Source organism: Pseudoalteromonas ardens (assembly GCF_030125445.1).
Classification (GTDB): domain Bacteria; phylum Pseudomonadota; class Gammaproteobacteria; order Enterobacterales; family Alteromonadaceae; genus Pseudoalteromonas; species Pseudoalteromonas ardens.
On sequence record NZ_JASJUV010000007.1, the window covers coordinates 15734 to 41429 of the forward strand.

At 54.5% G+C, this 25696-nt stretch carries 5 protein-coding genes; 1 reads left to right on the forward strand and 4 read right to left on the reverse strand.

Annotated features, from left to right (window positions below; genetic code table 11):
* Positions 1 to 43: 43 nt before the first annotated feature.
* The 4 genes from QNM19_RS18770 to QNM19_RS18785 form a co-directional block, all read right to left on the reverse strand.
* Entirely contained in the window at positions 44 to 19828 is a 19785-nt protein-coding gene (locus tag QNM19_RS18770) for a non-ribosomal peptide synthetase (protein ID WP_284027082.1), read from the reverse strand.
* Positions 19829 to 19936: 108 nt separating this feature from the next.
* Entirely contained in the window at positions 19937 to 21676 is a 1740-nt protein-coding gene (locus QNM19_RS18775; RefSeq protein WP_284027083.1) for a carbamoyltransferase family protein, read from the reverse strand.
* 68 nt (positions 21677 to 21744) lie between these two features.
* Positions 21745 to 22821 carry an ACP S-malonyltransferase gene (fabD, locus tag QNM19_RS18780; protein WP_284027084.1) on the reverse strand — a complete coding sequence of 359 codons (1077 nt, stop codon included), beginning with the start codon at positions 22819 to 22821 and terminating at the stop codon, positions 21745 to 21747.
* Between the two features lie 19 nt (positions 22822 to 22840).
* Positions 22841 to 24256: a PfaD family polyunsaturated fatty acid/polyketide biosynthesis protein gene (locus QNM19_RS18785; protein ID WP_049866346.1), complete on the reverse strand. Its 1416-nt coding sequence runs from the start codon at positions 24254 to 24256 to the stop codon at positions 22841 to 22843.
* A gap of 193 nt (positions 24257 to 24449) precedes the next feature.
* Here QNM19_RS18785 and QNM19_RS18790 point away from each other — a divergent pair, with 193 nt between their 5' ends.
* On the forward strand, positions 24450 to 25496 hold the full coding sequence (locus QNM19_RS18790) for a fibrinogen-like YCDxxxxGGGW domain-containing protein (RefSeq protein WP_049866347.1): 1047 nt from the start codon (positions 24450 to 24452) through the stop codon (positions 25494 to 25496).
* Positions 25497 to 25696 lie beyond the last annotated feature (200 nt).

The window sequence follows — 25696 nt, forward strand, 5'->3', positions numbered from 1 at the left end:
AACTAAAAGTAAAGCGGGCAATCAAGCCCGCTTTGTTATCTACTTAACTTTCCTGCCAGATCTCCCGATAGTGTCTGTCTTCCAGCCACTGGGTAAAGTAAGTATCAAACAAACTCTCCCAGTCGCCCAGCGTGATGTCATAGCGCTCTGTTAGCGCAATAAAGTTGTCCTTATCATACGGGTCCATCGGCATAAAATAGGCTTCAAACAGGTATTCGTCGTAACCGGGGCGTGATGACAATAAACCCTGCATAATGACCTGATCTTTGCCTTCCCGCTGTGCCGCGTAGGCTTCACAGGCACGAATGAACTCCGCTTTATCCGTGTGGGTAAAGCGCAGGCCACGCTCTGCGGCAAAGTCATAAAAGGCCGCGATGCTCAGTGGCGCGGGGTTTGCCACGTGATAGACCTGGTTGCGTTTTTGTGGGTCGTTCATGCCTGCAACGATACAAGTGGATGCGCGGTCAACCGGAATGATATCCAGCATATATGGGCTTTGAGCTGGGCGCACCTCTATGCTGAGCATCATTTTCAGGATGCGGTGGAAGACATCATCCGTGTTGCCAATCCCAGTTTTCGATGAGCCCGAGATTTCTGAAAAACGATAAACCGTGTAGGGCACACCGATGAGTGATGCCTGACGAATGTTTTCTTCCTGCACCCATTTAGACTGTCCGTACCCACTGCACAGCAAGGCCGCTTCGTCAGTTGGAATAAAGGACTCTCGCGGGTTGACTGAAAAGTGCGAGTCTTTGATCTGGGTGCTGGCCGTGGTGCTGGAGACAAAGTGGATCATCTTCAGCGTGTCCGTGCAGCACAGTTTTAGCAGGGCATTGGTACCAGCCACCGACTTTTTAAAGGCAAAGTAGGGCTGGATATGGTTCACATATGACGCCGTATGCACCACATGCTGGATGTCCCGGCATAGCAGTGTCCAGTGCTCGTCGGATACACCTAAGCGGGATTGCTCCATATCACCCGGGACAGGCACAATGCGGTCCAGATCCAGAGTCAGCGCATACTGTTTGGCATTGTCGCTGATGCGAGTAAGCGCTTGCTCTGCATTATCGGCACGCACTAGGCAGTATATCTTTGCTTCGGTGGTGGCCAGCAGCTCTGCCAGCAGGTGACTGCCTAAAAAGCCCGTTGCACCAGTGAGCAGTACATGGCGGACATCACCGTCATAGGCATGCGTGATTTCATCGGGCAGTGTCGGCAGGTCAATCCCCGCATCGACAATAAATTCAGGCAATGACGCATCGTCATCAGGCTGAGTCTGGCCATGGGCCTTGTCGATTTCGTCGATCAGTGCCTGAATGGTATTCATATTCTTAAAGGCATCGGCCTGAATATCAATATTGAGCCGGGCTTTAAGCTGCTGGAAGGTTTTCAGCAATGAGATGGAATCAAAGCCATAATCATACAGATCGCAATTCAGATCCAGCTCATCGGAGGCGATCCCCAACACCTGGCCAACAATGCTCACCACGGTAGCGGCGATATCCCTAGACGCGTCAGGTACCTCTTCTGTTCCGTGTTCAAGGCGGGATTGCGTCAGGCGTTTACGCTGTAACAGTGCCGCAGTGTTGTGCATGATACGCTCCGGCTCTGTGGTGCAGATGGCAGCCAGGGTACTGCGCCCGGCGTTAAGTAATTTAGGCAGCTGGGCAAAGGCATCCGACATCTGGATCAACTGGTAGCCTTTTTTCTCGGCAAAGCTGTTCTCGATGCTTTTCAGCGGGTCATCTGAATGCCAGTAGCCCCAGTTAATTGCTAGAGTCTGACCATGACGCTGCTTATCCACTTGCTTATTTCGGGCCCGGGCAAAGGCGTTTTGAAAACCGTTAGCGTACGAATACGACAGGTGATTCAGGCTGCCAAACACGGCCATGGAAGAGAACAGCACAAAAAAGTCCAGCTCGTAGCTGCTGAGCAGGGCATCCAGCTGCTGAGTGCCTTGCACTTTGACCTGCATTGAGCGAGCGAAGTCGGCCCAGTCGTTTTCTTCTTCCGTGTAGGTGGTGCCCAGGTGGAACACGCCGTTGAGCTGTAATGCCTTGTCGTTCAGTAAGGCACTGAGTTGTTCCAGCTGTTGGGTGTCGGCAATATCACACGCCAGGTAATGCACTGTGCCATTGCCCGCCTCTCTGAGTTGGGTCAGCTGTGGCTGCACTGCTTGCTCATCGCGCCTGCCCAGTAAAATGAGGGTCGCATCAAAGTCTTCCAGCAAACGTTGGCTCAGCGCCATGCCCAGTTCGCCCAGCGCACCGGCGAGCAGATAGGTGCCACCGCGACGTATTTCATACTCGGGTTTAGCTGTGTCGTTTGCGTCTGGCAGTTGCGTCAGTTGCAGCGCAAATCGTTCTCCATTGCGGTATTGCACCTGATTCGGCTGTTGCTCAGCGGTGCTCAGTAGTGTGCTGGCAAACTCCTGTAGCAATAGTTCGCTCAGGCAATCATTCTCATCAAGCTGTTCAAGCAAAGTCCAGCTATGTTGTGGATTGCGCAGGTTGTAGCAACGTAGCAGGGCACTCAGGTCATCCCGGGTCTCTGTTTGCGGGTCGGTTTGGGTGGCATAAAACAGCTGCATTGCGTGATTGTCATAACGGGCGGTCAGTTGCATTAGCTCAAACAGGGGTTTTATTTGTTGCTCAGGGTCAGACAACGAGCCTGAGCCCAGCACAAAAGTGGTATCCGGCAGATTTTCTGGATCCAGCGCTGAGTTGTCCAGTTTTTCAAAGCACAGCGAAGTCACCTTACAGCCACTTGCTTGAAGCTGTTCACTGAGCGTTGCCCGTTGCGTCTGAGTGTCTGATACCAGCAAAATATGCCTGTGTGCCAGCTGTGCACTCAGTGACGTCAGCCAGTCCTCTGGCAGATTCAGTGCAGCCGGATGAAATTGGTTGTCGAGCAGCAGCCAGGGACTTGTTTGTTCAGCCTCAACCTCGTTTTTGCTGATAAAAGGCGTACCAGGCAGATGCAGTTTTGGCACAGGAGTTGGGTAAAGCGGTTGCCAGCTCGATACCTGGCCGGACTGCCACAGGCGCACAATGGCTGCGTATTCATGGTTCTGGTGCAGTGATAGCAACTGCTCAGATGTCAGTTGTTCGCTGCTGTGATTGCTGACCTTTGGAGCCTGATCAGGCACGGCCTCACCCAGCGCTGTGCACAGCTCGCTCAGTGAGGACACCACCCAGCTGAGTCTGTACGCCTGTGCGGTGCGGCCCAGTGCTAAGGTCGCGGCCAGCTGTGTCAATACCTCAGGCGTGTCAGGTAAAGTCGCGATGTGGTTAGCAAGCTCCGCGACTTTTTGTCCCAGCGCCGCTTTGCTGGTGGCCGAGAGCACCACCATCGCCGGGGTGTCTGACTGAGCTGAGTGTTGCGCTGTGATGTTCGGCTGATATTCTTCGAGCACCACATGGGCATTTACGCCACTGATCCCAAAGGCACTGACGGCTGCCCGGCGGGGTGTATCGCCGTGCTCCCAGGGCTGCGTCTGGGTCTGTACCGTGAGCGGCGTATCCTCGAGCGCCAGATAGGGATTGAGTGCCTGCGCATGAAGCGACGGCACCAGAGTCTGATGCTTAAGTTGCAAAACAACCTTGATGAGACCTGCGATGCCGGCGGCAATTTCGGTATGGCCTATGTTGCTTTTCACTGAACCCAGCGCACAGTGGGCAGGCCACTGATGCGCATTAAAGGCCGCTTTGAGTGCATCCAGTTCAACCGGATCGCCGAGTGTGGTGCCGGTGCCATGGCATTCGATGTAGCTGAGTGTAGCCGGGTTGATGTTGGCGTTGCGCCAGGCTTTGTCCAGCAGCTGAGTTTGTGCCCGGGCGTTGGGTACGGTAAAGCCCTGTGATTTTCCGCCATGGTTAACCGCCGACCCCAGCAAAGTGGCGTAAATGGCGTCCTGATCGCGCTCGGCTGCCGAGCGCTTTTTCAGCATGATCATGCCAACGCCTTCACCCCGCACTATGCCATCCGCATCGGCAGCAAAAGTTTTGCATCGCCCATCCGGCGACAGCGCACCGATCTCCTGCATGGCGACAGACGCGGTGGGGGTATCTATGATATTGACGCCGCCAACAATGGCCTGCTCACACTCACCCATACGGATCGCCGCCATGGCCTTATGTACAGCAACCAGCGATGATGAACAGGTGGTATCTACCCCTTCGCTCGGACCGTGCAGGTCGAGGAAGTAGCTCATGCGGTTCGGCGCGAATGCGGGGGAGGTGATCAGCCCTTCGTGATACCCGGACTGACACCCAATAAACAACCCGGTACTGGTCCCAGCCAGTGATTTGGGATCGTATCCGGCATTCTCAATACACTGCCAGACATGCATCATCAGCAAGCTTTCTTGTAACTGAATGCGCTCGCACTCTGCCGGGGCAATATTGAAGAATAAAGGGTCGAACTCGGTGTCGCGTCGCAGGCGGCCCAGCCAGTTAATTTCGCCGGGCCAGCTGAGCTGGTGATTGGCTGGCTGTGGCCAGTCGTGGCGGGTTACACAGTCTTTGCCTGTGTTCAGATTGTGCCAGAATTCGTCGAGGTTACTCGCTTCGGGGAAGGCCGCACTGATCCCAACAATGGCGATCGCTTCATCGTTTGACGCATTTACAGGAGCTTGTTCTGTTTCTGGAGCCGTTGAGCTTGTTTGCGACTCGTTATTCGTGGCGATCAGCATATCGCCATATTCGGCGATAATATGGGTTCTGAGGCTGTTCAGGGTTGAGTGCATAAACAGCACGCTGGGTGACAGCTCAAGCTGATAGCGGCTGTTGAGCTGATTGATAAAGGTAATGAAGGCGATGGAATCCGCGCCAAATTCGCCCAGATCGGTATCGCCGTCCAGTGTATCCGGCTGCACGCCGAGTAAAGCCGCCACCATAGTGCTCAGCTGCTCTGTCAACGCAGCGTCCAGCGCGGCTTCACTAGCAAACTGGGCCGCTGGTGCTGCGATGGCGGAAGCGTTTTGCTGCTCAATGACTGGCTCTGTTGGGATGTATTGCACCAGCGTCTGAGGCTGTTGCAGTGCCCGGTAAAATGCGTCTATGCCACTGTTGGTAGGCATCGCCGTATCTGTGTGAGTAAACTGGGCATTGCGCTGCATACCGCCGTCTTGCCAGAAAGGCCAGTCAATACTGGCGCTCAGGCCGTGACGTTCACCAAGGCCAACCCGGATATAACGTTGCTGCATATAGCTGTCGAGAAACGCATTGGCCGTGGCATAGTCACACTGAGAGGCAGCACCCTGTACGCCACTGAGCCCGGCAAAGCAGGTAAAGAAGCGCAGTGGCAGATCCGCAGTCGCTTCATCCAGCGCCACCACGCCCGTGACTTTAGGAGCCAGCACTTGCGCAAAGGAGGTCGGGGTTTTGTTGCACAGCAGAGTATCCTGCACGATGCCGGCCGCATGGATCACACCATGGAGTGTGCCAAATTCGCGTACTATGTCCCGTACCAGCAGCAGGGTATTCATCTTCTGTGCAACGTCCAGCGGTCGATAAACCAGTTTAACCTGACCTTGTTTGAGGTTGCGCAGTTGTGTCTGTACCTGAACGTCGTCAGCGGCTCTGCGACCTGTGACTATCACTGTGGTGGCAAACGACAAAGCGGCCAGTTCGGCGATAAAGTGACGGCCAATGCCCCCGAGCCCCCCGGTGATCAGATACACGCCATCGGGTTGCCACGGACTGACTGCGCTGGCATCGCACAGTGGCTGGTAGTCCAGTACTGTGCGGGTGCTATTCTGATAGGCAATGACGGAGTCAGGCGCGTTGCGGTTATCGCTCAGCACGGTTTGCAACGCATCAATGGTCAGCGTTGGATCGACCAGCAGCAATTGTGTACGCAGCATCGGGTGCTCAATGCTGGCGGTTTTCAGCAAGCCATGCAGGCAGCTGTTGAGGTTAGCCAGCGGCTCGGTCTGGGTGTTGCCTATCACCAGCTGTAGCAGGGTGGGTTGCCTGGTTTTAGCGAGTGGCTGCACTATGTTGAGCAGCTGGGTCGCATAATCATTGAGCTGCTGCTCTGGTGCGTAATGACTTGAGCTAAGTGATTGAGTGATGGCGCCTGCGACCTCAAAGTCAGGCAGGTCACACAGCACCACACAGTGTGACGTGCTGTCTGGCGCTGTGGTACTACTGTCTGTGCTCACCGGCTGAGTGCGCCACTTTGGCACACTCAGTGTGCACGCGATCGGGTCTTCTGTTTGAGTCTGACTCAGGCCGAGCGTATAAGGCTTAAGGTCAAAAGGATAAGTCGGCAGACTCAGCTTGCTTACCTGCTCTCCCTGATACAAAAAGTCCCAGTCTTGAAAGCCAGTTTCCAGCCAGTGATTCAGAATAGTCTGATAGTTGCCCTGTGCCAGCCAGCTGGCCGGTGTACCAATGGGAACAGGGTTCAAAGGTGCTTGTTCACTCCTTGCCAGGTAATTCGTCAGCTGGGTTTTAAGCTCGTTCAGAGAAGACGTCACAAAACCTGCGCGATGCGCCATGACTTGACGACCCGTTTGCAGGGTGTAGGCTAGGCTTACTCTCAATGCGTCGTCGCACAGGGTACGCTCAAGCCAGTTCAGTAGCTCACTAATCTGACGTTTCAGTACCTCAGGGGTCGCAGCTGATAGCACGATGATGGAAGGCAAGTTGCTCAACGTGCTGTGACTAGGTTGCACCGGTGCTTCTTCCAAAATGGCGTGGGCATTGGTGCCACCAATACCGAATGAGCTGACCGCAGCCCGCCTTGGCAACAAAGGCGTTTCCCACAGGCGTGTGCTGTCAACAATGTAGAATGGTGAGCTGGCCAGGTCGAGGTGTGGATTCGGTTCGTTGTAGTGCAAGGTGCCGGGTAGCAGCTTGTGATGCAGCGACAAGCTGGTTTTCACCAGCCCAGTGAGCCCTGCCAGGGTGTCTGTATGGCCCAGGTTCGATTTTACGGCACCCAGTCCACAGTATTGTTTTTCCTCGCTATGCTGCTGATAAACCTGTTGCAGCGCAGCAAATTCAATGGGGTCACCCAGTGCAGTGCCAGTGCCATGGGCTTCGACATAACTGATACTTGCCGGTGAGACATCGGCGCTTTCTAGTGCCTGGGTGATCACCTGCATCTGGCCTTCGGTGCCCGGGGCAAAGAAGCCAGCCTTGTTTTTGCCGTCGTTGTTCACTTTTGCCGCCTTAATCAGGCTGTAGATGTGGTCCCTATCCTGGGTTGCTTGATCGGCACGTTTGAGCACCACCACAGAGACGCCATTGCCGCCTATCATGCCATCGGCTTGGGCATCAAAGACCTTACAGCGCGCATCGGGGGCAAAGTTGAGGCCTTTTTCTATTTTGTATCCTGTGGTGCGCTGCGGGAATAAACAAGCTGCGCCAACAATGGCATAGTCAATTTCACCAGCTTTGAGTGCCGAGCAGGCCAGTGCCAGTGCGCTCAGGGACGAGGAACAATTGGAATGCACAAACAGGCTCGGACCAGTCAGACCGAGATGATAGGAAATACTGGTTGGCAGCGTACCTGGCTGATTCAGCGTTGACGCAACATAGTCTTCGGCATTGAGAACAAATTCCCCGTTGCTGAACTTGTCATGCAGGTTAAGATCGGTCAGATCGCCGCCAGAGGCGGAAATATACACGCCGGTATTGGGGATCTGCTCGTTGCGATAACCAGCATCTTCCACCGCTTTCCAGGCATGCAGCAATAGCTGTCGCTGTGCATAGCTCATGGTACGAGCTTGTTTTTCTGAGAGATTAAAAAAGCCGGGATCGAATGCATCCTGACCCTCTACCCAGGTATCGAGCCAGATCATAGCTGCGTCTGACTCGGCGCACTGACTATGGCGAACAAAGTTTTTGCCTTCAATGAGGTTTTGCCAGAATGCCTGCGCGTCCTGAGAGTCCGGGTAATGACAGGACAAGCCTATCATGGCGATGGCCTGATCAGCAGTTGTCGGCTTTGCAGGATGGATCGGCTCTGGTACTCGTACAGGCGCTGCAATTGGATTGGTGACTTTAGTCGATAAATAGTCGCACTGGGCGTTTATGGTACTGTACTGAAACACTTCTGTCAGCGGCAGGTCGATATTGAACCTGGTGCTCAGTTTGGTGGCCAGTACATTGGCCAGCAGGGAATTGCCCCCGACCGTGAAAAAGGGCGCATCCGGCGCAACCTGTTCCACTTCCAGCACATCACACCAGACGGCTGAGACCTCAGCATGCAAATCTCGCCCTGAGACGCCAGCTGTGGGGGCCGCTGCACTGAGGCTTGCCTCCATGGCTGAGCGCCCGGCCTGCGCCGTGTGTGAGTTAAACGGCAGCTGGCTGAGCAGCGCCTGTTTATCGACTTTGCCATTGTTGGTCAGAGGCAGCGCGGGCACCGAGACAAAATACGCCGGCACCATGTATTCGGGCACAACCTTTAACAACTCGGCACGAATCGTTTCATCGGATAGCGGCACCAGGGTGACCAGGTAGGCCACCAGCACCTCACCATGACGTTTGCTGGCAGCCAGCACGCAGGCATCGTTAATAGCCGGGTTGGTCAGCAGGGCATGCTGTACTTCGCCCAGCTCAATACGGTGTCCACGGATCTGAACCTGATCGTCGCAGCGGCCCAGATATTCATACTGGCCCTGTGCATTAAGGCGTGCCAGATCGCCGGTACGATAGAGGCGTTCCTCGCTCTGCCCGGCAAGCGGATTAGGGATGAAACGCTCTGCGGTCAGCACCGCTCTTTGATGATAACCCCGGCTGACGCCGCAGCCTCCGACGTACAACTCCCCGGGCTGACCCGCAGCGACAGGACTGTGTTGTTCATCCAGTAAATAAAGGCGGTAACCGGGCAGCGGCTTTCCTATGATGCTCTTGCCCGGGTTCTGTTCGACCAACTCGCTGGTAATTTCTATCTCGGTAACGTGTACTGTGGTCTCTGTGATGCCATACATGTTAAACAGCTTGGGTAGCGGCTGTGCTGCCTCAAACCAGGGAGTGAGCTTACTCAGCTCCAGTGCTTCACCGCCAAAGATCACGGTACGCAGAGAATGTGTCAGCGCCGGTTGTGCCAGCAAATGCGTCATCAGCGGATAAAACGCCGATGGTGTCTGATTTAGGATGCTTACTTGATTGTCGTGAATAAAGCGTGCGAATGCAGCACTGTCTTTTTTGCAGGTATCATCCACTATCACCAGTTTGCCGCCATGGGCCAGTGCGCCCCAGATCTCCCACACAGAGAAATCAAACGCAAACGAGTGGAACAGACACCAGGTATCCTGGGCATTAAACCCAAACCCTGGCTGGGTGTTGTTCAGCAATGCGGTAATGTTGTGATGTTCAACCAGCACGCCTTTAGGCTGACCTGTAGAGCCCGAGGTATAAATAATATAGGCCAGCGCCTGAGGTGCCAGAGGTATCCCCGGGGCAGTGACAGGTGCCATAGCACTGCTTTGCAGGCAGTCACTAAGGCGATATGCCTGACTGTGCGCGACAGGCAGCGCCAGATCGTCGCTTGTCAGGACTAATGCCGGATCGGCATCGGCCAGAATAAAGCGCGCTCTGTCCTCAGGTGAGTTGGGGTCCACCGGTACGTAGGCACTGCCGGTTTTCAGCACCGCCAGCATCGCAACTATCATCTCCACACCCGGGCGCAATACCAGGGCAACCCGGCTGCCGGGCCGCGCGCCTCTGGCAATTAAAGTATGGGCCAGTTGGTTGGCCTGCTGCTCCAGTGCCTGATAACTCAACGTGGCACCGGCAAACGAGACCGCCGTCTGGGTCGGGTACTGCGCGGCCTGTAAGGTGAAGCTGTCAACCAAAGTGGCAGGTTTTGCGTTTGGTGTCTGTGGCTGACGCTGGTCGTCAGGTGGTAAGTCACCGCGCAGCAGTACGTCTTCCAGCAGCTGCAGATAGTTATCTGTCAGTGTTTGTACGGTATGGCGCTCATAAGCGCGGGTCGCAAATTTAAAGGCCAGCTGATGGGTACCACCCAGCGGGGTAACCTCCAGGCTCAGGTCCAGTTCGGCATCTTGCTGGAATTCCTGCCACAGTGCGCCCAGTAGCGCCTGATTGTCTTCTACCCAGTCGGCCTGAATAAAGTTATGGCAGGCATAGCCAATCTGAAACAGCGGGTGAACACCTGGTATACGCGGAGCATTGACGGCGTTGAGCAGCTCAGACAAGGGCAGGGCGCTGTGACTGATCACGGCGTCCAGTTGTGTCTGGTTAGCCCGAGCCTGACCGACAAAGTCTGTGCTGCTATTGCAGTTCAGTGGCAGAGGTAATTGATTCACAAACAGACCCAGCGACTGAGCCATACTGGCTTTGGGTCGTTGCATCACAGGTGTACCCAGTATCAGCTCATTGCGACCAGTGAGGCGGCTCAGTAATGCCTGAAACACAGTTAAGAAAAACACTGAGGTGCTAAGCTTGTGGCGGGTTAAAAACTGCGCTATTTGCTGCTCTGTGCCGGCAGGTAAATTGAGTGTCACGCGCGCACTGTTTGGCTCGTCCGGACAGATCTCCGTTGTGTGCTTACCGGGTAGGGTCAGCGGTGCGTGCGCAGGGTTTAGTGACTGCTGCCAGAATTGCTTCAGCGTGTCTGCGCTCGGACTGGCCAGCAGCTGTTGTTCCCAGTCAAGATAGTCGAAAAAGCCCTGATCAGGCTCTGCCGCTGGGATGCCTTCATGATAGGCATCCCACAGCTGAGACAACAGTTGGGTGGCGGAGACCCCGTCAATGATCAGATGGTGCAGCACAATCACCATTACATGCCGTGACTGAGCGTCCGACGCCACTTGCCAGGCAGTTGCGCGCAGCAAAGGACCTGACAGCTCAAAAGGCATCGCAATGGTCTGTTGTATTGCGTCAGTCAGGGCAGCCTTAGAGGTCGGTGCCAAAGACGTTTGTTCAATCCGGATTGCATCAGGGTGGATCTGTTGAGTGGGTCGACCGTCTGTTTCGTAAATTCGCAGGCGCAGCGCAGGGTGGCGCTGACAGAGGCTGTCCAGTGCTTGCTGCATACGGGCAATGTCCAGGCTGGCAAGCTCGAATACCAGCGGGATATTATAGCTGCTCAGCGCCGGGTTTTGCTTGTGTAGCAGCCACAGACCCTGCTGGGCTTTTGATAGTGGCAGTTGCCCTAGTGGTGCTTGTTGGGTTACCGGCTCTGCGTGTGTTACCTGCACAGTGGCGATACTGGGTTGCTGTTTAACAAGATATGCATGCAACTGGTTGAGGGTTTTCACCTCAAATAACAATGCAGGTGGCAGAGCGTCCAGGCCAAGTAGAGGGTTGGCCTCAAGCTGCTGTACCACGGACATCAGCATAATGGAATCAAAGCCCATATCCCGGAAGTCGAGGTCGCTGTCGAGCTCTTCCACTGGCAGTTTACTGACTTGCGCCACCACGGCTTTAAGATGGTCCATTAAAGCGCTATCGCTCAGCGTGGTTGCGTTCTGTGGCGCGGTGCTCGGAGTTTGTGTTCTGGCTTGCGGGGTTATCCAGCGTGCGAGCTTGTCCGGGTTACCGTATAAAAAGCACTGCTGTGTATGCGGCTCGCTAAACAACTGGTAGAAGGCCTTCAGGCCCAGCGTATCAGGCATGGCGGCAAGGCCCTGCGAGCGCAGCAAATTCTGCTTAACGGCGTCCATTTGCATGCCACCCTGTGCCCATAGCGGCCAGTTTACGGACAGGCTCAAACCATGGCGCTGACCTTGTTCACCCCATTGCTGGCGCTTGATCATATAGGCATCCAGGAAAGCATTAGCGGTGGCATAATCGGCCTGACCCGGGTTACCAAAGCACGCAGCAATGGATGAAAAGCAGATAAAGAAATCCAGTGGTAGTGCTTTGCTAGCCTCATCCAGTGCCATCACCCCACAGACTTTGGGCGCCAGCACGCGCTGGACTGCCTCTGGAGTTTTGCTCGCAATCAGTTGGTCTTCAATCACACCGGCGCTGTGCAAAATCCCGGTCAGAGCGCCATACTGCGCACCAATACGGTTAAGTAGTTCAGTGCACTGGGTTTGAGCGCTGATATCAGTTTGGTAATAATGAATTCGGCTTGTATCGCCCAGGTCGCTGAGCGACTCTGGTGCGGTGCGACGGCCCGTGATAATGACCTGGGCATGGCGGGTATGGGTGAGTATCTCTTTGGTGAAGCTCTGGCCCAGCTGGCCAAGGCCACCCGTGATCAGATACAGGCCATTTTCTTTCCACGGCATCAGAGTGGGCACATCGCTGTGTTGTGGCGTCAGCGTTTGTATCTCGCACTGACCCTGAGTAAAACGCAGCACTTTGTGCTGGGTATACTGGCTTGCCTGAACAAGGTGCGCCGCAGATTGTGCTGGTGTATCGCTTTGTATCAGCTGCACACTCAGCAGGTGGTGTTCCAGTGCAGCGGTTTTCAGCAAACCAGCCAGCGCCATCAGCAGAGGTTCACTCGCAGGCACGAGCAGCTGGATAAGCAAAGGCTCGGTGGTGCTGGCAAGCTGTTTGATGTGCGCAATCAGGGCGATGGTCAGCGCCTCAATACGCTGTGCTGTGTCACCAGATGTATCTTGCAGCACAATGGCATCAGGTATCTCGTTATGTGGTGCCAGAGCAATGACCTGGCGTTTGCCAGACCAGTTTGCCTGTGAAGCCACGTCCAGCGGTTGCCACTGCGGGATGAGGTGCAACAGCGAGTCTGCTTTGACCACAGCCGGGGCCGGTTGCGGGTTCATCTGCGTGAGTTTGGGTGCTCCGCTGAGCCAGTATGGAGTGTTGGCAAACGGATACGTTGGCAGGCGCAGCATGGTCGGCTGAGAGGCGTAAAATGCAGACCAGTCGAGTTCGGCACCGACCACCCATAAAGCGAGTAGTTTGCTGAGCTCACCGGCTTGCGTCCAGCGGTTAAAATCGTCTTTATCCAGCGCTGCCAGAATGGCTTTGCCTTGCTTGCTGTTGCCCTGTTTATAGGTACCAGCTTGTTGGTTAGCAAAGTCACTGAGCTGGGTGTGCACCTGGGCCAGGTTGTGGGCAACAAAGGCCAGACGACAGTCCATGGCTTCACGCGCGCTTTGCAGCGTATAAGCCAGGGCCTCAAGTGCGTTGTCATCCAGTTGCGCCTGCGCGAGCCAGTCCGCTAGTTTGCGGGCTTTGTCGCGCAGCACCTCGGGTGACTTGGCTGATAGTGCAATGATCACCGGCTTATCGCTGGCTACCTGTAAAGCGGTTTCTGTCGGCTGATATTCTTCAAGGATCAGGTGGGCATTGGTACCACTGAACCCAAAGGAGCTGACACCGGCGCGACGTGGCTGGCCATCCGGCACGTTCCAGGGCTGCGTATCCTGTGCAACATAAAACGGCGTATCCTGCCAGTCGATATGGCTGTTGCCCTGCTGATAATGTAGTGAAGCCGGAATGGTTTTGTGCTGCATGGCGAGGATGGTTTTGATCACACCGGCGACGCCTGCGGCGGTCAGGCAGTGGCCGATATTGGTTTTGACCGACCCCAGTGCACAGAACTGGTTGCGCTGGGTCGCTGCACGAAATGCCCGGGTCAAGGCCTGAAATTCAATGGGATCACCCAGCTTGGTCCCGGTGCCATGGGCTTCAATCAGACTCAGAGAGTCCGGGGCGATATCAAATTGCTCATATATACGACTATGTAGCTGCTGCTGAGAAACCGAACTGGGTGCCGTGATCCCGCTGGTGGTGCCGTCCTGGTTGGTGGCTGAGGCTAAAATGACCCCGAGAATATGATCGCCATCACGCTCGGCATCGCTCAGGCGTTTTAATACCACCACACCGACGCCTTCGCCGGGCACAAAGCCATTGGCTCTGTCGTCAAAGGTATAGCAGATACCATCGGCACTGAGCATGCCTGCTTTACCGGCATGTTGTGAGAACTGCGGGGTGCACAACGTGGCAACGCCGCCGGCCAGTGCGGTGTCAATTTCGCCATTTTTCAGCGCCTGACAGGCACTGTGCATAGCCACCAGTGACGACGAACAGGCGGTGTCTATGGCCAGCGCCGGCCCCTTCAGGTTCAGATAATAAGAAACCCGCGCCGGAATCACTGAACCGGCATTGCCCCAGAACAACTGCGCCGGGGCATCCTGGGGTGCCAGCGAGGCATAGTCGCCCTGTGCGCAGCCCAGATAAACCCCGGTATTGCTGCCCGCAGCCTTAGTGATCATATTGGCGTCTTCCAGCGCCCGGTAGGCTTCTTGCAAAAACAGTCGCTGCTGCGGATCCATCACCTCTGCTTCTTGCGGTGTAATGGAGAAAAACGGCGCGTCAAAGCTGGCAATGTCATCCAGCAAGCTGGCGTAGCGACACCAGTTTTGTGCGTCGGGCGATAAGTCGTTCAGATCCCAACGTTGCTGCGCACGCACCGAGGTACGTTTGTTGCTCAGCATTTCCCAGAACTCGTCGACATTGCTGGCATCACCAAACTGACCACTCATGCCCACGATGGCAATTTTGTCTGTGTTGTTATGACTGGCTTTGTGAGCCGGTTTCACTTCATCTGTAGCGGGTTGAACTGACTTTGGCGCAGCGTGTTGCGCAGCCGCCATGGCAGGCTGCGCTTTGTGCATTACTGCCATTGCCTTATCGCTGTGCTCAACCACTATGTGTGCGCTCAGCGTCGCGATGGACGGAAAGTCGAACAATAAGGTTGGCGGCAGGCTCAGAGCAAAACGGGCATTGATCTCATCGAGGATCTGAATAGCCAGGATCGAATCTACGCCGTAATCGGCAAATGAATCATCCGGGTCTAATTCATCCACTGTCATGCTCAGCGCCTGGCTGGCGATCCCCGAGAGGGTTTGGGCAACGAAATCACTCAGGGTTGCGCTGTCTGTTGCTGGTTGCGAGTCGGTCTGTGTCTGTTCGGGTTGTTGCATGGCTGTATTGTGGTTTGAAATTTGTGTCGTCTGTTGAGCCGGTTTTGAGCGTTGTTGCACCAAGCGGCCATTGCTTTGCGCGCACAGCACTTGCTGTGGTGATTGCGCGTCAGTGGCAGAGGCTGCCAGCGCGAAGCCATTGCTGCTCAGTAACTGTTGCCAGCGTGGCTGCGACAATAAAGGAGAGCCTGGCAGGCGCAGCGTGGTGTCTTTGCTCAGCCACCAGCCTTCGAGCAGGCCAAAGGTCAGCTGAGTAAACAGCGACGGCTGAGTGACTTCGTTGATCAACAGCAGGCCACCGCGCTTCAGGCAGGCCTTGGCGTTGTTCAGTGTACTCAGCATGTCTGCGGTGGCGTGTAGCACATTGGTGGCAATCACCACGTCATAGCTGGCTAAGTCAATTTGTTGCTCAACAAGTGGCTTGCTGGCGTCAAAATAGGCGGTCTGTACAAAGGGGTAGTCTGGCTGAAATTGTGCTTTGGCATGGCTGAAAAAGGCCTGCGACAAGTCGGTGTAAGCGTATTCAGTGACATTAAAATCGTGCAATTCGGGCAGCACTGTGCGTGTGGTGCCGCCGGTGCCAGCGCCAATTTCCAAGATCCTAATGGGCTGCTCACCCAAACTTGCCAGATAGTGGGTAAGTTGGGTAACCAGTGCCTGATTGGCGTGCATGGCCACCGGGTTATCCCGGTATACCGATTCAACCAGAGCCAATGAGCCGCCGGGAAACAGCACATCAGTGGCTTTGCGCTGGCCGGATAAAATTTCGGGCAGTGCCGCCAGCGCTGCGTTGAGCAGCGCATAGTCATCCTGTTCCAGTATGGTCAGATTAGCTGGTGGCTCGGGCAGAGCCAGCACATCGTCTTGTAGTAAACCGGCCTCGCTCAGGTAGCGTGCGGTTTCCTGCCACCATAATGCAAAATAGTCTGGCAAGTCTGATAACGCCTTGGTGCGCTCAGCCGGATGCTGCCAGCGTGCATTAATGAGCGCCTGACACAGTGCATAAAGGATCTCTCCGTCTGTGGGTTGGGTATTGAGCGCCAGCGCCGGTGCGGCCAGTTCAGGTTGGAATGCGTTATAGCGACATTCTGAAGAATAACTGCTGCGTACCAGCGCCGCCTGTGCTCGCTCTGGTGTCATTTTCACCACGCCCACCTGCGTCAGCGAAGAGGACATGAACTTTGCCAGCGCCGTCATGCCTGCGTGCGCGTTGATAGAGCCAATCCCGGCCTGGCGCATCTTACGCTGATAAAACGGGTCACTGACCCGGCCAACGTCGCCCCAGTAACCCCAGTTAACCACCTTAATGGGTAGTTCATTACTGGCCGAGCGGGCCAGACTATCCAGATACTGACAGCCCGCAGCGTAATTACTTTGGCCAGGGGCAGGCGAGAAAGATTGCATTGAAGAGAACAGCAGTACAAAGTCGAGCGACTGATCTTTACACACGCTAAGCAGGGTTTCACCACTGGTCTGTTTGGCCTGATAAGCTCTCAGGAACTGAGCGTCGTCCATGTTGGCCAGGCTCTGATCTTCCAGATGTAAGACAGAATGCACCACGCCATGGAGTTGCCCATAGCTTTGCTCAATGGTGTGCATCACGGCACGCATGGCTGCTTCATCGCAGGCATCGGCCTGAATATAATGCGGTGCAGGGCCTAATTCCCCCAGTCTGCTGATAGCCTGCTCTATGTCTTGGTTCAGTGCGCGACGGCCAACCCAGATAACTTGCGCCTGATGCTGGCGGATCATCCATTCACTCCAGACCTGGCCCAGACCCCCTGCGCCGCCCAAAACCAGATAGACGCCACCCTGGCGATAGGCTGACTCACCTGCATCCAGGTAGGTGTGCTCGCAGGCGCTGAAGTGATGCCAAATATCGTCGCGGTGTGCATAGAAGCCCGCTGGTAAGCGCGTCGCTTGTTGCCAGTTGCTTGCCTCTTCTTTGCATTCAGCACTCAAATCGACAATGCGCACATGCCAGCGCGGGTATTCCTGGGCCACGCTTTGCAGCAACCCAATCAGCCCTGCGCCGTGTGCATCGACGGTTTCGTCATGCACTTGCTGTGTTTGGAAGGTGAGCAAAGTGATGGCCAGCGGCTCTGTGCCTTTACCTTGTTCGATCAGGGCTTTGAGGTGAGTAAACAGCGTAAGTGGATCTGCGTACTCGTCTTTGGCGACCCACAGCAGGTGATCAGCGGGCGCCGCCGAGTCTGAACACCAGGCTGGTTTGAGTGACGCAGGCCCCTGATAATCAAAGCTGCTTTGAGTCGTTTCAGCAGACGGCAGTGCTGTTAGATGCTGCCAGCCAGGGAGTACGGTAAACAGCCGAGTCGCATCGGCATCGTGCGTCATTGAGCGGGTCGAGAAACCTCGCAGACGGACATATACCGCACCTTGTTCATCGCACAGTTCCACATCAAATCTTTGGCTGCTGGCATCTGCATGGGTATGTTGGGTCGCACAGACTATCAAGGTTTTACCAGACGGGAGTGGCGCGAGTAGTTCAGCCTGCTCCAGTGCAAAGGGCAGTCCCGGCTGGGCTTCTTCTGCAAAGCTCAGCAGGGTATGCAGGGCACTGTCGAGTTGCTCTGGCGCAAAGGCAAAATCCGGGGCGTTTATCGGGGCCAGTGTGCCTTGTGCCTTTTGACCCGCCACACACAATGTCGTCAGGCGCTGAAACGCCGGGCCATAGTTCACACCCGCTGCGCTAAATTGTTGATATAACTCAGAGGTCGCGATTGTGCGGGGGTTAGACAACACGGCAATGTCTTTTGTTGTGACGCTGTGCTCTGTGACCTCGGCCTGACCGCTGGCATAGACCTGGCGGGCATCGTTTGCTTCGCGCCATAACTCAAATGTCACCCGATCATCGGTTTGTTTTAGCGACAAATAAACGGGGCCGCTCTGCGCGTTGATGGTCACCGGTCTGAGCCAGCTCACCTGGCTCAGTCGCAGTGACTGACTATCCGTTAGCTGGCCAGACAAGGTCATGGCCGCGTGCACCATTTCAAGCGTACAGACGCCGGGCAGCATGGCCTGCCCCTGCACCTGATGGTCACGTAAAAAGGACTCATTCCCCGTAAAGTCACTGGCAAAGAGCTGCTCGCCCAGTGCCGGCATACTGCGATGCAGCAGTGGGTGCAGGTGTGAGGGCTGCGCTTCGTCTTCTGCAGCGAGCCAATAAGGTTTATGCTCAAACGGATAGGCAGGCAAACTGATCCGTTGCGGGCAGAGGTCGCTATAGCTGGTTTGCCAGTCGATGACATCGCCCTGTACCCAGCCGGTTATACGTGCATCGAGTGTTTCGTGTGTGACTTCAATCTGCTCTGTCGTGGCGCCAACTTTGCTATAGTGCCAGTCGCCAGCCTCACCTGAAACGAAATTGCTCAGTTGTGTTTTGAGGGAGGCCAGCGAGTCCGCTGCAAACCCCATACGATGTTTCATCGACTCCCGGCCCACCGTGAGCGTATAACTTAAATCCAGCGGCTCAACCGAGTTATCCGTCTCAAGATAGGCAAGCAAGTCTGCGGCACGCTGCGTGAGGGCGGTTCGGGTTCTGGCCGACAGCACGATCGGCAGGGCGGTGTCTAACGCCGGGCGCTCTGGGTTGAGGCGTTGCGGTGATTCTAAGATCACATGGGCATTTACCCCGGCAAAGCCAAAGGAGGATATGCCGGCAAGGCGCTGCTCGCCCGGCCAGGGCATACACTCGGTCGCTAACTTAAACGGCGATTTCTCCAGAGAGATTTTCGGATTCAGCGTCTCAAAGTTTTGCAGCGGTGGCACCTGCTCATGTTCAAAGGCCAGCAAGGTTTTGATCACCCCGGCAATACCTGCAGCCGACTCTAAATGGCCGATATTGGTTTTCACGGTGCTGAGATAGCAAGGCGTATCGGGCGTTTGCTGTTTACTGGCGCGGAAGGCGCGTTTCAGGCCCTGGATCTCCAGCGGATCGCCCAGTACGGTGCCGGTGCCATGTAATTCGACAAAGCCAATCTGATCAGAGCCAACCTGGGCATTGTCGATGGCCTGCTGGATCACCCGGGACTGCGAAAACGGACTCGGTGAGGTCAGGGTATTGGTTTTACCTGAGTGTCCCACACTGCTGCCTTTGATGATGCCATAGATGGTCGCATTCAGCGCTTTGGCGGTCTCTACTGGCAGCAACAACACCATGCCCACGCCTTCGCCACGGACATAGCCATCGGCTTCGGCATCCAGGGTTTTACAGCGCCCCTGAGGTGACAGCACGCCCAGCTTACTAAAGCTGACATAGCGGTTTTTGGTGATCAGTAAGTTGACGCCACCAACCAGTGCCGCACTGATCTCGCCTGAGCGAAAGTCATTCATGGCTTTGTGAATGGCCACCAAAGACGAAGAGCAGGCTGTATCGACGGTTTCACTTGGTCCCTGAAAATTGAAATAGTGCGAGATGCGATTGGCAAACACGCCGGTCGACATGCCGGTCAGAAAGTGCGGGTCGATATTACCGGTCGAAAACTCCTGGTAGTCGGTATTGCTGCACCCCAGATAGACGCCAGTGGCGGTATTTTTAAACTGCGATGGCGTGAGGCCCGCATCTTCAAAGCAGGCCCAGGCCAGCTCCATACTCAGGCGCTGCTGGGGATCCATACTCTGCGCTTCTTTGGGTGAGATAGCAAAAAAGCCGGCATCAAATCCGGCGATATCGCCAATAAATCCCCCCCATTTGCTGATGCTCTTTTGTGCTTGTTTATCTGGCTTTGGGTCGTAGTATTTTTTCCAGTCCCAACGCTCAACGGGCACTTCGCTGATGCTGCTGATTTTATGACTGAGGTTATGCCAGAACTGATGTTTGTTATCGGCGCCCGGAAAACGCAGAGACAGGCCGACGATGGCAATATCCGGTGTCTTGTCTGGCAAAGAGGGGGTCTGCGGGTTGTGTTTGCTTGTCATGGTCTGTCTCGATAAACGTCTAGTCGGGCTGCGCGGACGCTGTTGTCGATGCGTCGCGCGGGTCTTTCTCAATCGGGCAGCCACATCAATACTGTGACTGCCACTGGGTTACTTCTCGTAAATGGTGTTGTTGATCACCAGCACATCAATACCAGACATCAGGAACACCGCCAGCATGTCCTCAACGGAGTGGACAATGGGTTTACCCATGATGTTAAAGCTGGTGTTCAGCAGTACGGGCACGCCCGTGATTTCACGGAAACTGTCGATCAGTTTGTAGTATGGCGCGTTCCATTCCTTTTTCACGCTTTGCAGGCGACCTGTGTTGTCGACGTGCACCACGCCCGGGACTTTGTCGCGCACCGCTTCTTTAAACACCAAAGTACGCTCCATGTAAGGGGATTCCTGGTAATCCTCAAAGTACTCGTCGCCATATTCATGCAGGATAGATGGTGCAAAGGGGCGGAATTCTTCGCGGAACTTAACCCGAGCATTCACTGTGTCTTTAATGTCCACCAGGCACGGGTTGGCGAGGATTGAGCGGTTGCCCAAAGAGCGCGGACCAAACTCAGCACGACCTTGCGCCCAGCCGATGATCTTCCCCTGAGCCAGAAACTCTGCGGTTTTCTTATAGACGTCTTCGCCGTAATCGGTGGCTTTGAGGTGGCTGTAACGGTGCAGTTTATCCAGTGATTTTTGCTTCACCTCAGAGCCGGTATAGGGGCTCTGAATTTGCGTAGAAGGCTGCCAGCCTGGGTTATCCTGCTGGTAGCACAACAAGGCAGCACCAATGGCATTGCCGTCATCTGCCGGGGCAGATGGCACAAAGATGTTGTCAAATTTGGATTTCGCCAGCGCGGTGCCCATAAAGGAGGAGTTCAGTGCACAGCCGCCTGAAATTGCGAGGTTTTTCGACGGTGCATGCTCGTAGATGGCATCGATCAGATCCATAAAGATTTCACTGAATACCAATTGTCCGGTGTAGGCAAAATCTTTGTAGGCTTCGATGGATTCGCCAGGCTCGCGCGCCATGGCTTTGATCTCTTTCATGATGGCATTAAGGTTTTTCGGTACCACGAAATTGCCGTTTTTCACCTGCAAAGAGGCGCGCAGCAGATCGTAGATTTTCTGGTCTTTTTTACCATAAGGCGCCAGACCCATTACTTTCCATTCTTCGCCCTTGAGCGGATCAAAGCCCAGGTTTTCACAAATAATGGTGTAAAACAGGCCCAGACTTTTGAATGAGCGCTTCACCTTGATGGGCGCCGGGGTGATCTTGCCGTCTTTATAAGTGAAGTAGTCGATACTGCTTTTCTCGCCCATGCCGTCTACCACCAGACAGGAAGCTTCGCTGAACGGGCTGTTAAAGCAGGCGTTGGCGGCATGGGTGAGGTGGTGGTCAAAATAACGTACTTCGGTGGGCTTTTTATTGCGGTAGTTACCCACGATAAAGTTGCGGCATGAGGCTTCAAAAAAGCGCGACAGGGTACGCCCTGCAGCTGCCTGTGAGGCTCTGGCAAAATAGAACTGGTCCTTGATGTCGCGGGTGTTCACGTCGATATTAAACGAGAAAGTCTCGAGTATGCTCAGCACTACGTTTTCAAGGATGTTGGTACTTTTCTCGCGGCCTTTGCTCCAGGTTTTTGCGATCACCAGTTCCGTACAATCACTACAATAGGTCTTCAGGACTTCCTCGATGTAATAGGGGTTATCCGGCAGGCAGTACAGGCCCCGTTTGTAGCCCAGAAAACGCTCGGCGTCTTCGGCAAAAATCACGTCACCCTGCTGATTGACAATCGCAATGGCAGGATCATGAAAGGAGGTGGCAAGGCCAATATAGTATTTCATCGTTTCAGTCCAAAAGTTGGGTCGTTATTCTGTGTCCGGCCTGTGCCGGGGCATAATCTTGTCTTTAGTTACAGTGGTGTGGCTTCGTCGAGTGCGATATAACCCTGAACACCTTCGACATACACCGCGGGTCGGTGGCCGAACAACAGCATGGCTGGGGTCCGTGTGCGCAAGGGCTCGCCAAGATGAGCGACCCGGATTTGAGTGCCGACATGATGGGACTGGTTCCAGCGCTCAATCTGTTGTGCTATTGGGGTCGTCAATGTCGTGGTCTTCGCAGCATGACATACAGGCTGACTGCTTGCTTGCTGCTTAATCTCAGCCACTAATTTGGTGAGGATTTTCTTCGGTCCCAGTTCGACAAAAGTCATGTCACCCTGAGCCAGCAGGTAGGCAATGCTGTCAGTCCAGCGCACAGAGCCGGTAAGCTGGGCGATCAGCTGCGACTGGATAGTGTGGTCCTGGTAGGGCTGTGCACTGACATTGGCAATCACCGGTACGCTGGGGGTTTTGAACTCAATCTCTGCCACGCAGCGTGCAAAGTCAGCCTGTACACCGGCCATGTAGCGAGAATGGAATGCGCCGCTGGTATTGAGCCGAATAAACCGTCCTCCGGCCTGCTCAATGGCCTGTTGTGCGCGACTGATGTCGTCATTCAGGCCGGACAGTACGCTTTGCTGAGGGCTGTTCAGATTGGCAATGTCCAGTGTTTCCAGATGATGCTCTTTCAGACAGGCTCTGATAGCGGCTTCGTCCAATGCCAGCACTGCAGCCATCGCGCCATCGTTTACCTGACTCATCAGGGCACCCCGTTGTTGCACCAGTCGCAGGCCATCTTCAAAAGACACTGCGCCGGCAGCAAATAGCGCGGTATATTCGCCCAAACTGTGCCCGGCCATAAAATCTGCGGGGATCGGATCGCGCTGCTGATGGGCCAAAAACGCCAGGGCACTGACCACATACAGGGCAGGCTGAGTGTACTCGGTCTGGTTCAGTTGTTTATGTGGGTCGTCAAGACACAGGGTTTTAATGCAGTAACCCAGAATGTCACTGGCTGTCTGGGTTTGCTCGGGAAACAAATCAAACCAGGCTTTGCCCATGCCAACGTATTGTGCGCCCTGTCCGGGAAATAAATAACTTTTCATTGTTGCCTCGCCAGTGTGGTTAATCGACGTGTTCAGGGGCCAGCCAGAGGCGGGTCCGGGTCGTCAGCAGGGCGGCGGTAGCCGTCATGAGCTGCTGGGCAATATCGGCAACATGGCGGTGTTGCCAGGATTCAAGTGCTGTGCCTTTGACCCACTGATTAAATGCCCCCAGTGCAGGTCCCGTATGAACCTGAAAATTGACCCGCTCTTGTGTCTCTCCTGCAAATGCCAGCTTCATTGAGTGGGCAAAATACCAGCGAAATACGCGCGCCATCTTGTACTTAGGTTCCTGCTCTGCGCGCGTTACTTCTGCACTGCGCCCTTGCTGATGTAAGTACTGACTGGTCTCTTGCCAGATTTGACTAAAGGTCTTTTTAAACACCTTGTTTTCAAGCTGACTACGTTGTTCTGCGGGAATCGCATCCAGAGAGGGGTAGTGCTGATAAAGCTGATACAGCTTTTGTGCCCGGGCTGGAAAAAATACGCCTTTTTTCAGTACCTGTACTTTGGCACCCAGTTCAAACATATCTCCGGCAGGGGCATAGTCGGTGTCCTGAACATTAATGTCCTGTAACAGGGTTTTTACTGCTGCTGAGGTGTCTGCTTCGACCGTGCATTGGTTAATTGAACCGGTCAGGATAAAGTCCGCCCCCATCATAAACGCGGCTGCGGCGGAGGTCGGCGTACCAATGCCACCGGCCAGTCCAATCCGGGGCACAGTGTTGAATTGATACTGCGCACTGAGTGTGTCGCGCAACTGTTGCATGGCAGGCAGCAGCACCGCTGGCATCCCTTGATCGGTATGACCGCCGGAGTCAGCCTCTACACACAGGTCGTCACACATGGCAATGTGCTTACTCAACTCGGCCTGCTCTAAAGTGATGTGTTTCTCTGCCAGCAATTGGGCAACGAGATTGTCCGGGGCCGGACTTAAAAACACACTGGCGACTTCGGGGCGTGACACTTTGGCCATCAGCTTATTGGCCGACACTACCTGGCCCTGCTCATTTCGCGTCAGACCACGCAGGCGATACAGTACCAATGCCGGGGTAATGCGAATAAAGGCCGCGGCTTCCAGGCAACGAATCTGACGTTTCAGACACAGTTCTACCAGGGCCAGTTCTTGCTCTGGACGAGTCAGGTTGCAGACCAGGTTGAGACCAAAGCTCTGTTCCTCTGTGAGCGTGCTTTGTATTTCATTTAGCGCATGCTCAACGACATCAACAGACAAGCCACCTGAGCCAAAAAAGCTTAATAAGCCCGCTTTTGCCATGGCAATCACCAGTGTTGATGAGGCGATGCCCCGATACATACCGCCGCTGACATACGCATATTTAACGCCATAGTCAGCTCTGAACGAGGTCGCGCCTAGCTGCTGAGGAGTAATGGCTGGAAACGAGTCCGGGCTGGTGTCGCCTGAGAGTGTGTGTATCAAGAGTCAATGCCTAGTCATGATAATTACATCGAACCGTAATACATAATTATGAAAACATAATGGAGAAGCCAGAGAGGTTGGAGGAGTCTAAATTATCGTCACAGGAATAGGGTATTTATCATCATCTAGTCGTATTGAATAGTGAAACAAATGACTTTAAAGTACATTTTCTTTATAAGTTAGGGATTTAACTATGAGCTCTTATCGGACTTTACTATCACTCGCCGTACTTAGCGGCAGCGTTTTTGCTAACCAGTCACCGACACAATTCGAAGGCACCTACTTACTCAATATGGATAACCATCACAATGGTGTACTGGTCAATGAGCTGACCTTTGATTTTACGATGCAGGGGTTTAGCAAACACTTTATCGCTACGACAGAGAACAAAATTCTGTCTGGCTCCACTAGCACGAATGGCACCAGTATTCGTTTTGAAGTGAGCGATCTAGTATCAGGTCAGAGTCAGTATTTCTCTGGCCACCGCGGTGCATCAGGACACTATCAGGGCAGCTGGCACAGTGACGATGGACGCGCGGGGGACTGGGGCATGGCGAGTGCGGCTGATGAAGCATTCAGAACCTGTCAACAAATTTTGGATGCCGGTGCAAGTATCGGCGATGGCGTGTATCAGATTGTCGACGATAATGACGAACCGCTCTCTGTGTACTGTGATATGACAACCAATGGGGGTGGCTGGACACTGGTTGGCAGTTACCCAAATACTGAGCCGGGCGGCAAGGCGCGGATCTCAGATTACGGCACAGTCCCCGAAACAAACCCTCTGGCACCGACCAAGCTGTGGTTGTATCAGGGCGATTTAGCCCGCTTTGCGGATGCCCGTGAACAAATTGCCTGCCCAGTAGGCACAGGCTGCAATAACAATAAGAATGCTTTTGCCGACAACCTGACAACGCAAGAGCTGGAGCTGATCCGATATTCATGGGGCTTCCTGGATCGAGGAGATTACATGAAGGAACTGAGAGATATCCCAGGCTGCCGCACTGATTATGATGATGCCAGTACGGCTAAAATTGGCTGTGTGAATCCGGACTATCTGGCCTGGGATGATGATGTGTATCGTAGCAGTTACCAGGTGGGTTGGCAGATTGACTTGTATGGTACCACTCACTGTTGGGTTGCTCGTGGCAGTTATAACTCAGACAGGCTGGGTTCAACGTCCTGTATTTCTCGCGTAGAGCCGAATAACGACACCTTTGCATTACTCTGGATGCGATAGGCGCGGCGAATATGGGGCGAAGAGGTTTGCCCCATTTTGAGCAACTCGCAGAATGCGCCTAAACAAATCTGCACTTAATCAGTTACTTTGCTACCTGGAGTTGCACGTAAAAGACTTGCACTTAAGCCTTTGCCCCGTTAACACTCAGATCCTACAGACTCAAAGGTGGGTGGATTAATTCGTGCTCAACTTCTATGCTG

Bases quoted from the DNA above. Each gene is read 5' to 3' on its own strand.
- fabD (WP_284027084.1), bottom strand. From the start codon at position 22,821: ATGAAAAGTTATTTATTTCCCGGACAGGGCGCACAATACGTTGGCATG.
- QNM19_RS18770 (WP_284027082.1), bottom strand. From the start codon at position 19,828: ATGACAAGCAAACACAACCCGCAGACCCCCTCTTTGCCAGACAAGACA.
- QNM19_RS18775 (WP_284027083.1), bottom strand. From the start codon at position 21,676: ATGAAATACTATATTGGCCTTGCCACCTCCTTTCATGATCCTGCCATT.
- QNM19_RS18790 (WP_049866347.1), top strand. From the start codon at position 24,450: ATGAGCTCTTATCGGACTTTACTATCACTCGCCGTACTTAGCGGCAGC.